Here is a 14,543-nt window from a genome sequence, read left to right on the forward strand (position 1 = left end):
CTCCTATGGGATTTGCATACATCTGCTGATCCGCGGATGTACTCGATTGGCGTAGGAGCTGGCGCAGCCTGCGATCTCTTAAGCGTCGAGGTTCAAATGCAGGTTGTCGATCAGCCGGGTGGCACCCAGATAGGCCGCAACGAGGATCACCAGATCGCGGTCATCCGGGGTAGCCGGACGCAGGCTTAGTGCGTGGCGGACTTCCAGATAATCGGGCCGGAAACCGACGGCTTTGAGCTGCTGGTTATGCGCTGACAGCAGCTTGGGGTAATCGCGCTCGCCCTGTTCGATGGCTTCGGCAATCTGGCACAGACTGCGGTACAACGCTGGTGCGATGGCGAGTTGTTCTTCAGTGAGGTAGCCATTGCGCGAGGACAGCGCCAGACCATCAGCGGCGCGTACGGTCGGCTCGCCAATAATCTGGATTGGCAGGTTCAGGTCGTGGACCAGGGCGCGAATGACCGCCAGCTGCTGGAAGTCTTTCTGGCCAAAGATCGCCAGATCTGGCTGGACCATATTGAACAGCTTGCAGACCACCGTCGCCACGCCCTCGAAGTGACCGGGACGGCTAGCTCCACACAGTCCTTCGGACAATTGCGGAACGCTGACGCGAGTCTGGCCGGCCATGCCGCCCGGGTACATTTCTTCAACGCTGGGGGCGAACAGCAGATGGCAGCCGGCCTGGAGCAGTTTTTCCTGGTCGGCGGCCAGGGTACGCGGGTATTTGTCGAGGTCTTCGCCGGCACCGAATTGCAGCGGATTGACGAAAATGCTCGCCACCACGAAGTCCACCCTTTGGGCTGCTTTGGTCACCAGTGCCGCGTGGCCACTGTGCAGGTTGCCCATGGTCGGCACGAAGCCGATACGTTTGCCTTCGCTGCGGGCTCGGGCTACAGCGGCGCGCAGCTCGCGTACGGTCTTGACAGTATTCATGCAGAGAATCCGTGTTCAGCGCCAGGAAAAGTCACGGCTTTGACGTCGGCGACATAAGCGCTCAAAGCAGATTGAATGCTGTCCTGACCGGCCATGAAGTTCTTCACGAACTTCGGTGCACGGCCAGTGAGGGACAAACCGAGCATGTCGTGCAGCACCAACACCTGACCGTCGGTGGCGCTGCCGGCGCCGATCCCGATCACCGGGATTTTCACCGCTTGGGTGATTTCATGTGCCAGTTCGCTTGGTACGCACTCGAGCAGCAACATCGCTGCGCCAGCCTGCTCCAGAGCAATAGCGTCGGCGCGCATCTGCCGGGCCTGGTTTTCATTCCGGCCCTGGACTTTATAGCCACCGAGGATGTTCACCGACTGCGGGGTCAGCCCCATGTGTGCGCAGACCGGCACGCCGCGCTCGGCCAATAGTCGGATCGAATCCGCCAGCCATAGCGCGCCCTCGACTTTGACCATGTGCGCACCCGCCTGCATCAGCAGGGCGCTGTTGTTCATAGCCTGTTCGGTGGTGGCGTAGGCCATGAACGGCAGGTCTGCGAGGATCAGCGCCCCCGTGTTACCGCGTTTGACGGCCGCAACGTGGTAAGCCATCTCGGCAGTGGTGACTGGCAGTGTGCTGTCATGCCCTTGCAGCACCATGCCGAGGGAGTCGCCCACCAGCAGCACTTCGACGCCAGCCTGACAGCAGGCGTGGGCGAAGGTCGCGTCATAGCAGGTCAGCATGGTGATTTTTTCACCTTTCTGCTTGAGGCTTTGCAGGGTGGTCAGGGTGATGTCTGGCATGAAAAGTGTCCTCATTCAGGCGCTGTGGAAACTACTGCGAGTAACGCGCGTGATTCATCATTTATACAGGCGCACGTTCTTTTGCCGTGCTTATAAGGCCTGGATTGCGCCCTTTAGTGCCGGGTTGGCGGCAGCGGGACGCCTATAGTCGTGAGGAGAACTCTGGAAGTCAATTGTGTGTGTTACCGCATTGTTACGCCGGTGGTGTTACCCATGTTACTGATGCGATTCAGCAACGCTGTACCCTGTAGGAGCCGAGCTTGCTCGCGATAGGGGCGACGCGGTCTATCTGGAGCACGCGTTATCGTTCATCGCGAGCAAGCTTGGCTCCTACAAAAAATCAAACCTGCGCCAGACGTTCGAGCCCGATAAATGGACAGTCGGCGAGCAGTTCGCTGAGAAGGCGGCCGTCTGCCAGTTGCAGCGAGGGGGCGGCCAGCTCAGCCAAGGGATAGAGCACGAAGGCTCGGGCCTGCATGTGGTAGTGGGGGACTTTGAGGCGCGGTTCGTCAATCAACCGGTCACCGAACAGCAGAATGTCCAGGTCCAACGTGCGCGGTCCCCAGCGTTCATTGCGCTCGCGGCCTTGATCGTTTTCGATGGCTTGTAGCGCATCGAGCAACTCCAGCGGCGCAAGACTGCTGTCCAGCACGGCCACAGCGTTGGTGTAACGCGGCTGACCGGGGAGCAGAGAGTCACTTTGATAAAAGGCTGATACTCCGACCAGTTCGGTCTGAGCCAACTGCGCCAACGCATCGACTGCGTTGCGCAATTGTTCTGCTGGGGCTGCCAGATTGCTGCCCATGCCGATGTAGATGCGTTCCATGAACTTACTCGCCCGACGGGCTCGGTGCAGTGGCGCTGCGTTTGCGTTTGCTGGCACCACTGCGGCGACGTTTGCGCGGAGCACCGCTGGCGCCGTCGTCCTTGCTACTGAGGTCGCGGATCATGTCGCGGCGCTCGCTGTCGTTACTGTCCTGATAATCGGTCCACCATTCGCCCAGGCCATCGGTCTGTTCGCCAGCACTTTCGCGAAGCAGCAAGAAGTCATAACCAGCACGAAAACGCGGGTTGTCCAGCAGCAGGTCGGCCCGTTTGCCACTGCGCCGCGGCAGGCGTTCCTGCATGTCCCAGATTTCGCGGATCGGCATGGTGAAGCGTTTCGGAATAGCGATACGCTGACACTGTTCGCTGATCAGCTCGTGAGCGGCTTCCTGCATCGCCGGAATCGGCGGCATGCCGCGGGCCTGCAGACGCAACACGCGGGCCGGCAGGGCAGGCCAGAGCAAGGCGGCGAAGAGGAAGGCCGGGGTAACTGGCTTGTTCTGTTTGATGCGCAGGTCAGTATTGACCAAGGCTTCGCTGATCAGTGTATGGGTATACGTCGGGTTGTGCTCCAGTGCTTCGGCGCTGGCCGGGAACAAGGGATCGAACAACTGCAGGTCCACCAGCATTTCGAAGGTGTCTGCGGCGTGTCCGGAAAGGAATAGCTTGAGCACTTCTTCGAACAGTCGGGCCGAGGGGATTTCCCGCAGCATCGGCGCCAGATCGCGAATCGGCGCGGCGGAGTGCTTTTCGATGCCGAAGTCCAGTTTGGCGGCGAAACGCACGGCCCGCAGCATTCGTACCGGGTCTTCCTGGTAACGCTGCTGTGGATCGCCGATCAGACGGATCAGGTGATTGCGAATGTCGTGTACGCCGTTCGCGTAATCGAGAATGCGTTCACTGACCGGATCGTAATACAGGGCATTGATGGTGAAGTCGCGACGTTGAGCGTCTTCCTCCAGCGTGCCATAGACGTTGTCCCGCAGAATGCGCCCGCTTTCGTTACGTGAGGATTGGTTGCTGTCTTCCTCTTCGTCGTTTTGCGGGTGATTGGCGCGGAAGGTGGCGACTTCAATGATTTCGCGACCAAAGTGGATATGCACCAGTTTGAAGCGACGGCCGATGATCCGCGCATTGCGAAATTCGGCGCGAACCTGTTCCGGCGTGGCGCTGGTGGCGACGTCGAAGTCTTTGGGTGTGATGTTGAGCAGCATGTCGCGCACACAGCCACCGACCAGATAAGCCTGGTATCCGGCGTTCTGCAAGCGTTCGACGATGTTGACCGCATAACGGCTGAACTGAGCGCGTTGCAGCGAATGCTGGCTGCTGTTGAGCACTTCAGGCGTGCTGCGGATGTGTTGCGTACGACGCAAGGGAGAACGGAATGACTGGAACAGCTTCTTCAGCATGGGATGCACTGTTTGAAGGAATGTTCGGCCATAACGAAGAATGACCGCATGATGGGCGGGGATTCTAGCATTTAGTCGGGGGATGGTGTAGGAAGCGTGCGCAAGGGGATGAAGCCGATCTCTGTAGCAGCTGGCGAAGCCTGCGTCCGGCTGCGGAGCAGTCGTAAATCTGAGTTCGCGGTATGTCACATGAAACCGGTTGTCCCTATTGCGACGGCTTCGCCGCCGGACGCAGCCTGCGGCAGCTGCTACAGGGGCAAACGCCAGAAACTACAAGGGGAGCCGAAGCTCCCCAAGAAGTAGTTGCATGCTCTATTTTTATTATTGGTGTTGGGCTTCTTGTTTTTGTTGATCGCCCTTGTCACGAGGTTTTGCCTTCGTGACCCTCCCAATCGGGAGCCAAGAGCAAACGGATTGCTTTGGTCGCTGTGTTGCATGATCCAGTGATCCAACCAGTTCAGGCTCTGTCTTAGGACAGTTTTTTGTTGTTCTCAGCCTGGTTGCGGGGCAAGCCCCAAATACAACGCCTCTCCAAAAGAATCAGTTAGCTGCGCCTCCGCCGTGTTGTTTTTATTGTGCGTGAGCCGATACGTCTTATTTTTATTGTCTTTACATTGCTTGTTATTGTTTTTGTATTAAGCATATAGCAGGTGTCGTGCCAACTTTTGTGAGGTCCCGCAAAACAAGGGGTTAGGCCATGATTCAGGTTTTCGGAGGGCCAAAAAAAGCCGGGGCTTCGTTACCGTAAGCCCCGGCTTTTGTTACGCGAAATTGCCGAGGTAACAGTTTCCTCACAAAGTCGAGTGTTACCCACGCTCTAGACAGCTGCCATTCAGCTTTCGCTGGCAACCCCGGTCTTGCGCCGTGGAATACCCAGGCGTTGACGCCGCTCCCATAGGCACTTGCGGCTCACCCCGAGTTTGCGGGCCAGCTCGGTCTCGGTCATGTGGTCTTGATGCTCAAGGACGAAGTGCTGGAAGTAGTCTTCCAGTGACAAGTCTTCGGTAGGCTCGTGGCTGGTGTTGTTGGCGCTACCCTGTTGCGGCGCCAGACCGATGAAGTCGTCATCTTCCAGATCGCTCAGCTCGATATCGATTCCCAGCAGCTCGGCGGAAATCTCCGGGCTCTCGCACAGAATCACTGCACGTTCGACTGCGTTTTCCAGTTCGCGAACGTTACCCGGCCAGGAGTAATGACGAATCGCCTGCTCGGCGTCCGGGGCGAACTTCAGGTCAGTGCGGTTGACCCGAGCACTTTGCCGGGCCAGGAAGGCGGTGGCGATTTCGTTGACGTCGGCCCCGCGCTCGCGCAGGGCCGGTAATTTCAGGGCTATCACGTGAAGGCGGTAATACAAGTCTTCACGGAACTGGCCGATTTTGGCCAGGCTCTTGAGGTCACGGTGAGTCGCGGCAATCAGGCGTACATCGACCTTCTGCGATTGCACCGAGCCAACGCGACGGATTTCGCCTTCTTGCAACACGCGCAGCAAACGCGCCTGAGCTTCCAGTGGCAGCTCGCCGATTTCATCGAGGAACAAGGTGCCGCCGTCAGCGGCCTCCACTAGACCCGCACGGCCAGCGCTGGCACCCGTAAAGGCACCTTTCTCATGGCCGAACAGTTCGGACTCGATCAGGCTTTCCGGAATGGCTGCGCAGTTCACCGAAATCATCGGTGCCTTGGCGCGTCTGGACAGGTTGTGCAGAGCGCGGGCGACCAGCTCTTTACCGGTACCGGACTCGCCCTGGATCAATACGTTGGAGTCGGTCGGGGCAACTTTGCGGATCTTGCTGTACATCTCCAGCATCGGCGGGCAGGAGCCGATGATGCCGATTTCGCCATTACTGTTATCGACACCGGCCTTCTCTGCGCCGTTGACCGCTTTGTCGGCAGGACGTTCGCTCGGGGAAGTCTGAGCCGATTGCCGGTCACGCAGGATGCGTGCGACGGCCTGAAGCATTTCGTCGTGATCGAAAGGCTTGGCGATGTAGTCCACCGCGCCCATCTTCATCGAGTCGACTGCCGAGCGCAGGCTGGCGTAGCTGGTCATGATCAGCACCGGAGTGCCTTGACCAAGCTTGATCAGCTCGGTGCCAGGCGCGCCGGGCAGGCGCAGGTCACTGACGATCAGGTCAAACGTGGGAATGCTGAAACGCTCTTGTGCTTCCTGCACGGAACCGGCTTCGCTGACTTGGTACTGGTTGCGTTCCAGCAGGCGGCGCAAGGCGGAGCGGATAATTGTTTCGTCTTCGACGATCAAAATGTGCGGCATTGATTCGATTCTCTCGACGGTCTCAGTTCACAGCGGACGTCGCTTCGACATGACGCGGTAAGGTCACCCGGATACGGGTGCCGCGTTGGCTTTCGGTGTCAGCCGGGCTGTCGATGGTGATTTGTCCATAATGCTCTTCAACGATGGAATAGACCAGTGCAAGGCCCAGACCGGTGCCTTCGCCAGGATCCTTGGTGGTGAAGAAGGGTTCGAACAATCGGTCCATGATGTTCTTCGGGATACCGCTGCCTTCGTCTTCAACGATCAGATCGACCGTGTGTTCGCCGGCTTCGCTTTTGACCCGTACTGCACTGCCAGCCGGTGAGGCGTCGCGGGCATTGGACAGCAAGTTGATCAGGACCTGGGCGAGCCGCTGCGGATCGCCATCGACCCAGTGCTCAGGGTCGCACAGGTTGAAGAATTGTACTTCGAAGTTGCGTCGGTTCAGTGCCAGCAAACCAATGGCATCCTGCGCCACTTCAGCCAGGCACACCGGCTCGTCACTGTGTTGATGGCTGCCGGCGTGGGCGAAGCTCATCAGCGACTGAACGATGCGTGATACGCGCTTGGTCTGCTCGAGGATCTGGCCGCTGATTTCGGTCAGCTCGCTGTCTTCTTCGCGTTCTTCGCGCAGGTTTTGCGCGAGGCAGGCGATGCCGGTGATCGGGTTGCCGATTTCATGGGCCACGCCGGCAGCCAGTCGACCAATACTGGCCAGCCGCTCGGAATGCACCAGTTTGTCCTCGAGCATCTGGGTTTCAGTCAGGTCTTCCACCAACAGCACCAAGCCGCTGTTACCGGGGGCCAACGGCTCGTCAATGGCGGCTTTGTGCAGGTTCAACCAACGGGTCTGGCCGTCGAGGGCCAGGTGCTGCTTGTGCAAATGTTCGTCCGGCAGGTTGATAAAGCCTTGCAGCAGTTCTTTCCACGGATCGGCAATGGTACTCAGGCGCGAACCCACCACGCGCTGGGCGGCAATGCCGGTCAGCTCCTCCATGGCTTTGTTCCACATGAGGATTTCCTGGTCCTTGGCCAGCGAGCAGACTCCCATCGGCAGCTCCTGCAAGGTCTGTCGGTGATAACGACGCAGAGCATCGAGCTCGGCGGCCAGGCCCGTCAGGCGCGAGTGGTAGTCCTCGAGGCGGCTTTCGATGAAGTGGATATCTTCAGTGACATAGTTCTCGCCGCCGGCCTTATACGGCAGGAAAGTCTCGACCATGTCTTGAGCAACGCTGGGGCCCATCAAGCCGGAGAGGTTGGCCTCAATACGGTCGCGCAGCCGGCGCAAGGCATAAGGGCGGCGTTCATCGAAGGGCAGATACAGGTCGCGCAACGCTTGTTCGACTTCTTTCTGTGCAGCTTTGGCCCCCAGCGGTTTGGCCAGTTGCGTGGCGAACTCCTGGGGCGAGGCAGCGTGCAGTTCCCGGCGTTGCGGGCGACGGACGTTATCTACCGCGCACGCTTCGGCGGCACTGGCTTCTTCGCTGCTGGCGTTGGTGAATAGCGAGATCAGGGTGAACATCAGTACGTTGGCGGCGAGGGAGGCGATGGCCGCCATGTGCCAGCTGGTGTCATCCAGTACGTAGATCATGTTCAACAGCGGAATATAGAAGCCCTGCAGGTTGCCGATCAGCGGCAACAACATGGTCACCAGCCACACCAGAACCCCCGCCAGCAACCCGGCGATAAAGCCGCGACGGTTGGCAGTCGGCCAATACAGCACCGACAGCACGCCCGGCAAGAATTGCAACGTGGCGACGAAGGCGACGATGCCGAGGTTGGCCAGATCCTGCTCGGCCCCCAGCAGTAGATAGAACCCGTAGCCGGCCATGATGATCGCAACGATCAATGCACGGCGGGTCCACTTCAGCCAACGGTAGATATTGCCTTCGGCCGGCGGCTGATAGAGCGGCAACACCAGGTGGTTCAAGGCCATCCCGGACAGTGCCAGGGTGGTGACGATGATCAGCCCGCTGGCGGCCGACAGCCCGCCGACATAGGCCAGTAGCGCCAGTGCCTTGCTGTTGGCAGCGATGCCGACGCCGAGGGTGAAGTATTCCGGATTGGTGGTGGCGCCTAGTTTCAGACCGGCCCAGAGGATCAGCGGTACCGCGAGGCTCATCAACAACAGAAAAAGCGGCAGACCCCAGCTTGCACTCACTAAAGAGCGCGGGTTGAGGTTTTCAGTGAAGGTCATGTGGTACATGTGCGGCATGACGATCGCTGAGGCGAAGAACACCAGCAACAGGGTGCGCCATGGACCTTCTTGCAGCGGTGTGTGCAGGGCGGCGAGGGCGGTCTGGTTCTGCAATAGCCACAGTTCCAGCTGTTGCGGGCCATCGAACACGCCGTACAGGGCATACAGGCCGACGCCGCCGATGGCGATCAGTTTGATCACGGACTCAAAAGCAATCGCGAACACCAGGCCTTCGTGCTTTTCCCGAGTAGCGATATGCCGCGAGCCGAAGAAGATGGTGAAGAGGGTGATCAGTGCACAGAAGCTCAGGGCCACGCGATGCTGCACTGGCTCTCGGGTGAGGATACCGATGGAGTCGGCGACCGCCTGAATCTGCAACGCCAGCAGCGGCAAGACGCCGATCAGCATGAAAATCGTCGTCAACGCACCGGCCCAGGTACTGCGGAAGCGGAACGCGAACAGGTCGGCCAAGGACGATAGCTGGTAGGTGCGGGTGATTTTCAGAATCGGATAGAGCAGCACCGGCGCGAGCAGGAAAGCCCCGGAAACCCCGAGGTAACTGGACAGAAAACCGTAACCGTACTGATAGGCCAAGCCAACGGTGCCATAAAACGCCCAGGCGCTGGCATACACACCCAGAGACAAGGTGTAGGTCAGCGGGTGGCGAATGATCGAACGCGGGATCATCCCGCGTTCACTGATCCAGGCCACTCCGAACAGCACCGCCAGGTAGGCGGCGCTGATCAGGATCATCTGGGTCAGGCTAAAGCTCATCGGCATCTTTTTGGCTCTGCAGAATGAAGGTCACGACGATCAGAATCAGCCAGAGCAGATAAGGGCGATACCAGGCGCCAGTGGCGTCGATCCACCAATCCATGATGGCCGGGGAGAACAGATAGATCCCGACTACCAGGAGCAGGACCAAACGATAGATGTACATCCTGGCCTCTCTTTATTGTGCGCGTGCCCGAAAACGTGCGGCGATGGTAACGGATGGGCGCCAAGCTGCAAGCGCCGTCAGTGTATTTGCGCTTCGGGCAAGGTCAGTGTGCGCGGGATCAGCGCTGCATCCCAGTGCCGGATGCCCCAATTCAGCACTTCCCGGGGGCTTGCATAGTCGAGTTCGTTACCGGGTTTCTGGCCCAGAGCACGCAGCGCGCGAAGCAACAATGGAGTGGCTTGATCGTTGGCCAGCGGTGGTGAGCGGTAGGATTTGCCCAGCTTGTGGCCGTCGGGTTGAGTGATCAGCGGCACGTGCAGATAGCGCGGTTGCGGCAGGCCGAGTAATTCTTGCAGGTATAGCTGACGCGGTGTGGAGTCCAGTAGATCGGCACCGCGGACGATATCGGTCACACCTTGCCAGGCGTCATCGAGCACCACCGCCAGTTGATAGGCGTACAGCCCGTCGCGGCGACGAATAACGAAATCACCAACGTCGCGACCCAGATGCTGACGAAACTCGCCCTGCACCCGGTCTTCGAAGTGGTATTCCAGTTCCGGTACCCGCAGGCGGATTGCGGCACCTTCAATGGCGTGCCCGGCATTGCGACACAACCCGGGATAGACGCCGTGATAGGGCGCCAGCTGTTTGCGCGAGCAGGTGCAGGCGTAGGCCAAGCCATGATTGAACAGGCGATTGAGCACTTCGGCGTAGGCGTCGTGGCGCTCACTCTGGCGGACCATTTCACCATCCCATTCGAAACCGTAGTGCTCCAGGGCCGCAAGGATTGCAACCTGAGCGCCGGGTTCTTCCCGTGGCGGGTCGAGGTCTTCCATGCGCACCAGCCAGCGTCCGCCTACCGAGCGGGCGTCGAGGTACGAGGCCACGGCAGCGACCAGCGAGCCGAAGTGCAGATAACCACTGGGAGTGGGGGCGAAGCGCCCGATATACGCGGGGGAGGTAATGGCAGTCATGGGCGCGATGTTACTGGAAAGTCCTGATGTTATTCAAAATCCCCAGAAACAAAAACGGAGCGTTTGCACGCTCCGTTCTTCGTTCAAATCGGCTGTTACTTACCGACCTGCTTTTCCTTGATTTCCGCCAGCGTTTTGCAATCGACACACATGTCGGCGGTAGGGCGCGCTTCCAGTCGCTTGACGCCGATCTCGACGCCGCAAGATTCGCACCAGCCGTATTCTTCGTCTTCGATCAGCTGCAGGGTCTTGTCGATTTTCTTGATCAGCTTGCGCTCGCGATCGCGAGCACGCAGTTCAAGGCTGAATTCTTCTTCCTGACTGGCACGGTCGGCCGGGTCAGGGAAGTTGGCCGCTTCGTCTTTCATGTGATCAACAGTGCGGTCGACTTCCTGCATCAAGTCCTGTTTCCACTTGTTCAGGATCTTGGTGAAGTGCTTGCGCATGGGCTCGCCCATGTACTCCTCGCCCTTCGTCTGAACGTAGGGTTCGAAGCCGCTGATCGACTGGCTCTGCTTTTGCTTTGCTTGGGTGGGCATGAATGGACCGCCTCTACTCTTGTAATCCATTGCGCAGGAATGTTCCATACCGACACCTGCCGGCCCTGCGGCTGCAAGCGGGCGAACTTACCAGATCAAATCGGGCCGCGCTACTCCCGGTTGTCGAGCCTGCGGTCCGTGGTGCTTGCAAAAGGTTGCAAAGCCTCGGCTGGTACGTCTGGAGGCCTGATCAATTATTGATTTTAGTCAAACTTGGGCCAAGCGCTTGAGTTGTTCCAGATATCTTACGGTTCAGACTGCTTTAGGTTCTCCATCGTTCCCGTCGTTGGGTAGAATCGGGTTTTGCTCCCTATTGAAGGAAGGCTAATGGCTCAGCCCTACAGTGCGCGCAGCCGCGCTATCGAACCTTTCCACGTCATGGCATTGCTGGCGCGCGCCAACGAGCTGCAAGCGGCTGGCCACGACGTGATCCATCTGGAAATCGGCGAGCCGGACTTCACCACGGCCGAGCCAATCATCAAAGCCGGTCAGGCTGCGCTGACAGCGGGGAAAACCCGTTACACCGCTGCCCGCGGAATCCCGGAGTTACGGACCGCTATCTCCGGTTTTTACCAACAGCGTTATGGTCTGGACATCGACCCCGAGCGGATTCTGATTACCCCCGGCGGTTCGGGCGCGTTGCTGCTGGCCAGCAGTTTGCTGGTCGACCCGGGCAAGCACTGGCTGCTGGCGGACCCGGGTTACCCGTGTAACCGGCATTTTCTACGTCTGGTGGAAGGTGCGGCGCAGCTGGTACCGGTCGGCCCGGATGTGCGTTATCAGCTCACCCCTGAACTGGTCGAGCGTCATTGGGATCAGGACAGCGTCGGTGCGCTGGTGGCTTCGCCGGCGAATCCGACCGGGACGATTTTGACCCGTGACGAACTGGCCGGACTGTCTGCCGCGATCAAGGCGCGCAACGGTCATTTGGTGGTGGACGAGATCTATCACGGCCTGACCTACGGCACTGACGCTGCCAGCGTGCTGGAGGTCGATAACGACGCGTTTGTCCTGAACAGCTTCTCAAAATATTTCGGCATGACCGGCTGGCGCCTGGGATGGTTAGTGGCGCCACCCGCCGCCGTCGGCGAACTGGAAAAACTTGCGCAGAATCTCTATATCAGCGCACCGAGCATGGCCCAGTACGCCGCATTGGCCTGCTTTGAGCCCGACACCTTGACCATTCTGGAAGAGCGGCGTGCCGAGTTTGGACGGCGTCGGGACTTCCTGTTGCCAGCCTTGCGGGAGCTGGGTTTCGGCATCGCTGTGGAGCCTGAAGGTGCGTTTTACCTGTACGCGGATATCAGTGCGTTTGGTGGCGATGCCTTTGCTTTCTGCCGACATTTCCTTGAGACCGAGCACGTGGCGATTACGCCAGGGCTGGACTTCGGCCGTTATCAGGCCGGCCATCACGTGCGTTTTGCCTACACCCAGAACCTGGATCGTTTGCAGGAAGCCGTCGGGCGGATTGCTCGCGGTTTGCGGAGCTGGCAAGGCTGATGCGTTTTCATCCTCCACTCGAAGAAGGTCGATTACTCCGTCGCTATAAGCGCTTTTTGGCGGATATCGAAACCGTTAACGGTGAGTTGTTGACCATTCACTGCCCCAATACCGGCTCGATGTTTAACTGCATGGTGGAAGGCGGGCAGGTCTGGTTCAGTCGATCCAATGACCCCAAACGCAAATTGCCCGGCACATGGGAAATCAGCGAAACCCCGCAGGGGCGTTTGGCGTGCGTCAACACGGCGCGGGCCAATGGCTTGATCGAGGAGGCTTTGTGCGCTGGGTTGATCACTGAGCTCAATGGGTTCACTGGGCTGAAGCGCGAAGTGGCTTACGGTCAGGAAAACAGCCGAATCGATTTCCGCCTGGATTACCCGAGTGGTCCGGCGTTTGTCGAAGTCAAAAGTGTCACGCTAGGCTTCGATGGTTCACCTATTGCCGCATTTCCCGACGCAGTGACTGTGCGCGGTGCCAAGCATCTGCGGGAGTTGGCCTGTCTGGCGCGGGACGGTATTCGCGCAGTACAGCTGTATTGCGTCAATCTGACGGGCATCGAGGCGGTGCGTCCGGCCGAGGAAATCGACCCGGGTTATGCCGCGGCGCTGCGTGAGGCGGTTGCATGCGGGGTCGAGGTATTGGCTTACGGCGTACGGCTGACCGCAGAGGAGGTCTGCATCGACCGACGCCTGGAGGTCATTCTGAACGGCTAGCCACGCAGGCCACTAAAGCTGTACCCAGATCCCTTGACCGTCTTCTTTGCAGGGAATGGCGGTCAAGGATTGCCCTGCACAGGGGCCGGCGACGCATTCGCCACTTTCGATCAGGAACAATGCACCGTGGGTCGCGCACTGGATCAGGCTGGCGCTCTGGTCGAGAAACTGGTCGGGTTGCCATTCCAGCGCGACGCCCCGATGCGGACAGCGGTTTACATAGACGTAGACCTCGCCTTCACGGCGTACGGCGAACAGCTTCTGGCCGTCGATATCAAAGCCGCGGCTGCTGGAATCGACCAGTTCGGCGTGGGTGCAAAGAAACTTCATGTCTATCCTCAAGTGCCAAAGGCTCTACGCTCAGGCTGTTATGGGCATGTGACGAAACATGTCTGTGCTTGACGTGCAAATGCAAGCAATTATCAAATGGCCGCTTCGTCCGCTAAGCATGCACTCGCTGATTACGATGCCAGGAATCCTTGGCATGTCACATTGACGCGTGGTCCAGTGAGACAGCCTCAAAGGAAAACCTCTTATGCGCCTCAGTACCAGCGCTATTGCGTTCTGTGTCGGACTTTTGCTCAACCATGGCGCGGTAGCGACCGAATTGCCACAGCGTTGGGTCAGTGCCGGTGGAGCGTTGTCGGAGTGGGTGAGCGCATTGGGCGGCGAGTCGAAGCTGGTCGGCGTGGACACTACAAGCCAGCACCCGAATTCACTAAAGGCTCTGCCCAGTATCGGCTATCAACGGCAATTGTCGGCTGAAGGTATTTTGAGTTTGCGCCCACAGATTCTGGTGGGTACCGAAGAAATGGGGCCGCCGCCGGCGCTGTCGCAGATTCGTAGTGCAGGCGTGCAGGTCGAGCTGTTCTCGGCGCAGCCTGATCTGCTGACCTTGCAGGGCAACCTGCAGCATCTGGGCAAGCTGTTGGGCAACGAAGACAAGGCCGCGCGGCTGTTCCAGGATTATCAGCAGCAGCTTGAAGAGCAGAAGAGCTGGGTCAACCAGGCGCAAACCAGACAAAAAGCCCCGGGTGTGCTGTTGCTGCTGGGACACGCGGGCGGCAATCCCTTGATTGCCGGCAAGGACACGGCGGCTGACTGGTTGTTGCGACAGGCCGGCGGGCAGAATCTGGCGACTCACAGCGGCTACAAACCTTTTTCGGTCGAGTCTCTGGCCAGCCTGAATCCCGAAGTGCTGGTCTTCGCCGACCGCAGCCTGAGTGGCGAGGCGGCGCGTGCTGCACTGTTCAAGGAAAATCCAATCCTCGCCTCGACCCGTGCGGCCAAGGACGGGCGAGTGTTCGAGCTCGATCCGACCTTGCTCGTAGGTGGGCTCGGTCCACGTTTGCCAGAGAGCCTGGTGGTGTTGTCGGCCAGGTTCTATCCCGGCGAAACGGCCAAGGCTAAAACGGCACCATGACTACTCTGGTTAAACCGCGAGCGT

General features: G+C 59.2%; 13 protein-coding genes. 3 read left to right on the forward strand and 10 right to left on the reverse strand.

Annotated features, from left to right (window positions below):
• Positions 1–78 precede the first annotated feature (78 nt).
• The 9 genes from panC to dksA all read right to left on the reverse strand — a co-directional run bounded on the left by panC (position 79) and on the right by dksA (position 10,883).
• Positions 79–933 carry a pantoate--beta-alanine ligase gene (gene panC, locus ACN1C3_RS15945; RefSeq protein WP_419116734.1) on the reverse strand — a complete coding sequence of 285 codons (855 nt, stop codon included), beginning with the start codon at positions 931–933 and terminating at the stop codon, positions 79–81.
• Positions 930–1,730, reverse strand: a complete 801-nt coding sequence (gene panB, locus ACN1C3_RS15950) for a 3-methyl-2-oxobutanoate hydroxymethyltransferase (RefSeq protein ID WP_419116735.1) — start codon at positions 1,728–1,730, stop codon at positions 930–932. The genes panC and panB overlap by 4 nt, the downstream gene beginning before the upstream one ends.
• Positions 1,731–2,070: 340 nt before the next feature.
• On the reverse strand, positions 2,071–2,556 hold the full coding sequence (folK, locus tag ACN1C3_RS15955; RefSeq protein WP_419116736.1) for a 2-amino-4-hydroxy-6-hydroxymethyldihydropteridine diphosphokinase: 486 nt from the start codon (positions 2,554–2,556) through the stop codon (positions 2,071–2,073).
• A 4-nt stretch (positions 2,557–2,560) separates the two neighbouring features.
• Complete coding sequence (locus ACN1C3_RS15960) at positions 2,561–3,964, reverse strand: polynucleotide adenylyltransferase PcnB (RefSeq protein WP_419116737.1); 1,404 nt, start codon at positions 3,962–3,964, stop codon at positions 2,561–2,563.
• An 832-nt stretch (positions 3,965–4,796) separates the two neighbouring features.
• On the reverse strand, positions 4,797–6,233 hold the full coding sequence (locus ACN1C3_RS15965; RefSeq protein ID WP_419116738.1) for a sigma-54-dependent transcriptional regulator: 1,437 nt from the start codon (positions 6,231–6,233) through the stop codon (positions 4,797–4,799).
• A gap of 22 nt (positions 6,234–6,255) precedes the next feature.
• A complete protein-coding gene (locus ACN1C3_RS15970) occupies positions 6,256–9,210 on the reverse strand; it encodes a sensor histidine kinase (RefSeq protein WP_419116739.1) in 2,955 nt (984 codons plus the stop codon).
• The gene (locus ACN1C3_RS15975) at positions 9,194–9,370 is read right to left on the reverse strand and encodes a hypothetical protein (RefSeq protein ID WP_003176118.1); all 177 of its coding nucleotides are present in this window, start codon (positions 9,368–9,370) and stop codon (positions 9,194–9,196) included. The genes ACN1C3_RS15970 and ACN1C3_RS15975 overlap by 17 nt, the downstream gene beginning before the upstream one ends.
• Positions 9,371–9,447: 77 nt before the next feature.
• Entirely contained in the window at positions 9,448–10,344 is an 897-nt protein-coding gene (gluQRS, locus tag ACN1C3_RS15980; protein WP_419116740.1) for a tRNA glutamyl-Q(34) synthetase GluQRS, read from the reverse strand.
• A gap of 95 nt (positions 10,345–10,439) precedes the next feature.
• Entirely contained in the window at positions 10,440–10,883 is a 444-nt protein-coding gene (gene dksA, locus ACN1C3_RS15985; RefSeq protein ID WP_419116741.1) for an RNA polymerase-binding protein DksA, read from the reverse strand.
• 327 nt (positions 10,884–11,210) lie between these two features.
• On the opposite strand from dksA, the gene ACN1C3_RS15990 reads away from it, so the two are divergent.
• Both ACN1C3_RS15990 and sfsA read left to right on the forward strand, forming a co-directional pair.
• Complete coding sequence (locus tag ACN1C3_RS15990) at positions 11,211–12,383, forward strand: pyridoxal phosphate-dependent aminotransferase (protein WP_419116742.1); 1,173 nt, start codon at positions 11,211–11,213, stop codon at positions 12,381–12,383.
• On the forward strand, positions 12,383–13,096 hold the full coding sequence (sfsA, locus tag ACN1C3_RS15995) for a DNA/RNA nuclease SfsA (protein ID WP_419116743.1): 714 nt from the start codon (positions 12,383–12,385) through the stop codon (positions 13,094–13,096). The genes ACN1C3_RS15990 and sfsA overlap by 1 nt, the downstream gene beginning before the upstream one ends.
• A gap of 12 nt (positions 13,097–13,108) precedes the next feature.
• Here the strand turns inward: sfsA and ACN1C3_RS16000 are convergent, their stop codons facing one another.
• A complete protein-coding gene (locus tag ACN1C3_RS16000; protein ID WP_419116744.1) occupies positions 13,109–13,426 on the reverse strand; it encodes a Rieske (2Fe-2S) protein in 318 nt (105 codons plus the stop codon).
• Between the two features lie 205 nt (positions 13,427–13,631).
• On the opposite strand from ACN1C3_RS16000, the gene ACN1C3_RS16005 reads away from it, so the two are divergent.
• Positions 13,632–14,519 (forward strand): heme/hemin ABC transporter substrate-binding protein, encoded by an 888-nt coding sequence (locus tag ACN1C3_RS16005; protein ID WP_419116745.1) that lies wholly within the window; start codon positions 13,632–13,634, stop codon positions 14,517–14,519.
• The last annotated feature ends 24 nt before the right edge of the window (positions 14,520–14,543 follow it).

This window comes from Pseudomonas sp. H11T01, from assembly GCF_048515765.1.
In the GTDB taxonomy this organism is placed as follows: domain Bacteria; phylum Pseudomonadota; class Gammaproteobacteria; order Pseudomonadales; family Pseudomonadaceae; genus Aquipseudomonas.

Bases quoted from the DNA above. Each gene is read 5' to 3' on its own strand.
- panC (WP_419116734.1), bottom strand. From the start codon at position 933: ATGAATACTGTCAAGACCGTACGCGAGCTGCGCGCCGCTGTAGCCCGA.
- panB (WP_419116735.1), bottom strand. From the start codon at position 1,730: ATGCCAGACATCACCCTGACCACCCTGCAAAGCCTCAAGCAGAAAGGT.
- folK (WP_419116736.1), bottom strand. From the start codon at position 2,556: ATGGAACGCATCTACATCGGCATGGGCAGCAATCTGGCAGCCCCAGCA.
- ACN1C3_RS15960 (WP_419116737.1), bottom strand. From the start codon at position 3,964: ATGCTGAAGAAGCTGTTCCAGTCATTCCGTTCTCCCTTGCGTCGTACG.
- ACN1C3_RS15965 (WP_419116738.1), bottom strand. From the start codon at position 6,233: ATGCCGCACATTTTGATCGTCGAAGACGAAACAATTATCCGCTCCGCC.
- ACN1C3_RS15970 (WP_419116739.1), bottom strand. From the start codon at position 9,210: ATGCCGATGAGCTTTAGCCTGACCCAGATGATCCTGATCAGCGCCGCC.
- ACN1C3_RS15975 (WP_003176118.1), bottom strand. From the start codon at position 9,370: ATGTACATCTATCGTTTGGTCCTGCTCCTGGTAGTCGGGATCTATCTG.
- gluQRS (WP_419116740.1), bottom strand. From the start codon at position 10,344: ATGACTGCCATTACCTCCCCCGCGTATATCGGGCGCTTCGCCCCCACT.
- dksA (WP_419116741.1), bottom strand. From the start codon at position 10,883: ATGCCCACCCAAGCAAAGCAAAAGCAGAGCCAGTCGATCAGCGGCTTC.
- ACN1C3_RS15990 (WP_419116742.1), top strand. From the start codon at position 11,211: ATGGCTCAGCCCTACAGTGCGCGCAGCCGCGCTATCGAACCTTTCCAC.
- sfsA (WP_419116743.1), top strand. From the start codon at position 12,383: ATGCGTTTTCATCCTCCACTCGAAGAAGGTCGATTACTCCGTCGCTAT.
- ACN1C3_RS16000 (WP_419116744.1), bottom strand. From the start codon at position 13,426: ATGAAGTTTCTTTGCACCCACGCCGAACTGGTCGATTCCAGCAGCCGC.
- ACN1C3_RS16005 (WP_419116745.1), top strand. From the start codon at position 13,632: ATGCGCCTCAGTACCAGCGCTATTGCGTTCTGTGTCGGACTTTTGCTC.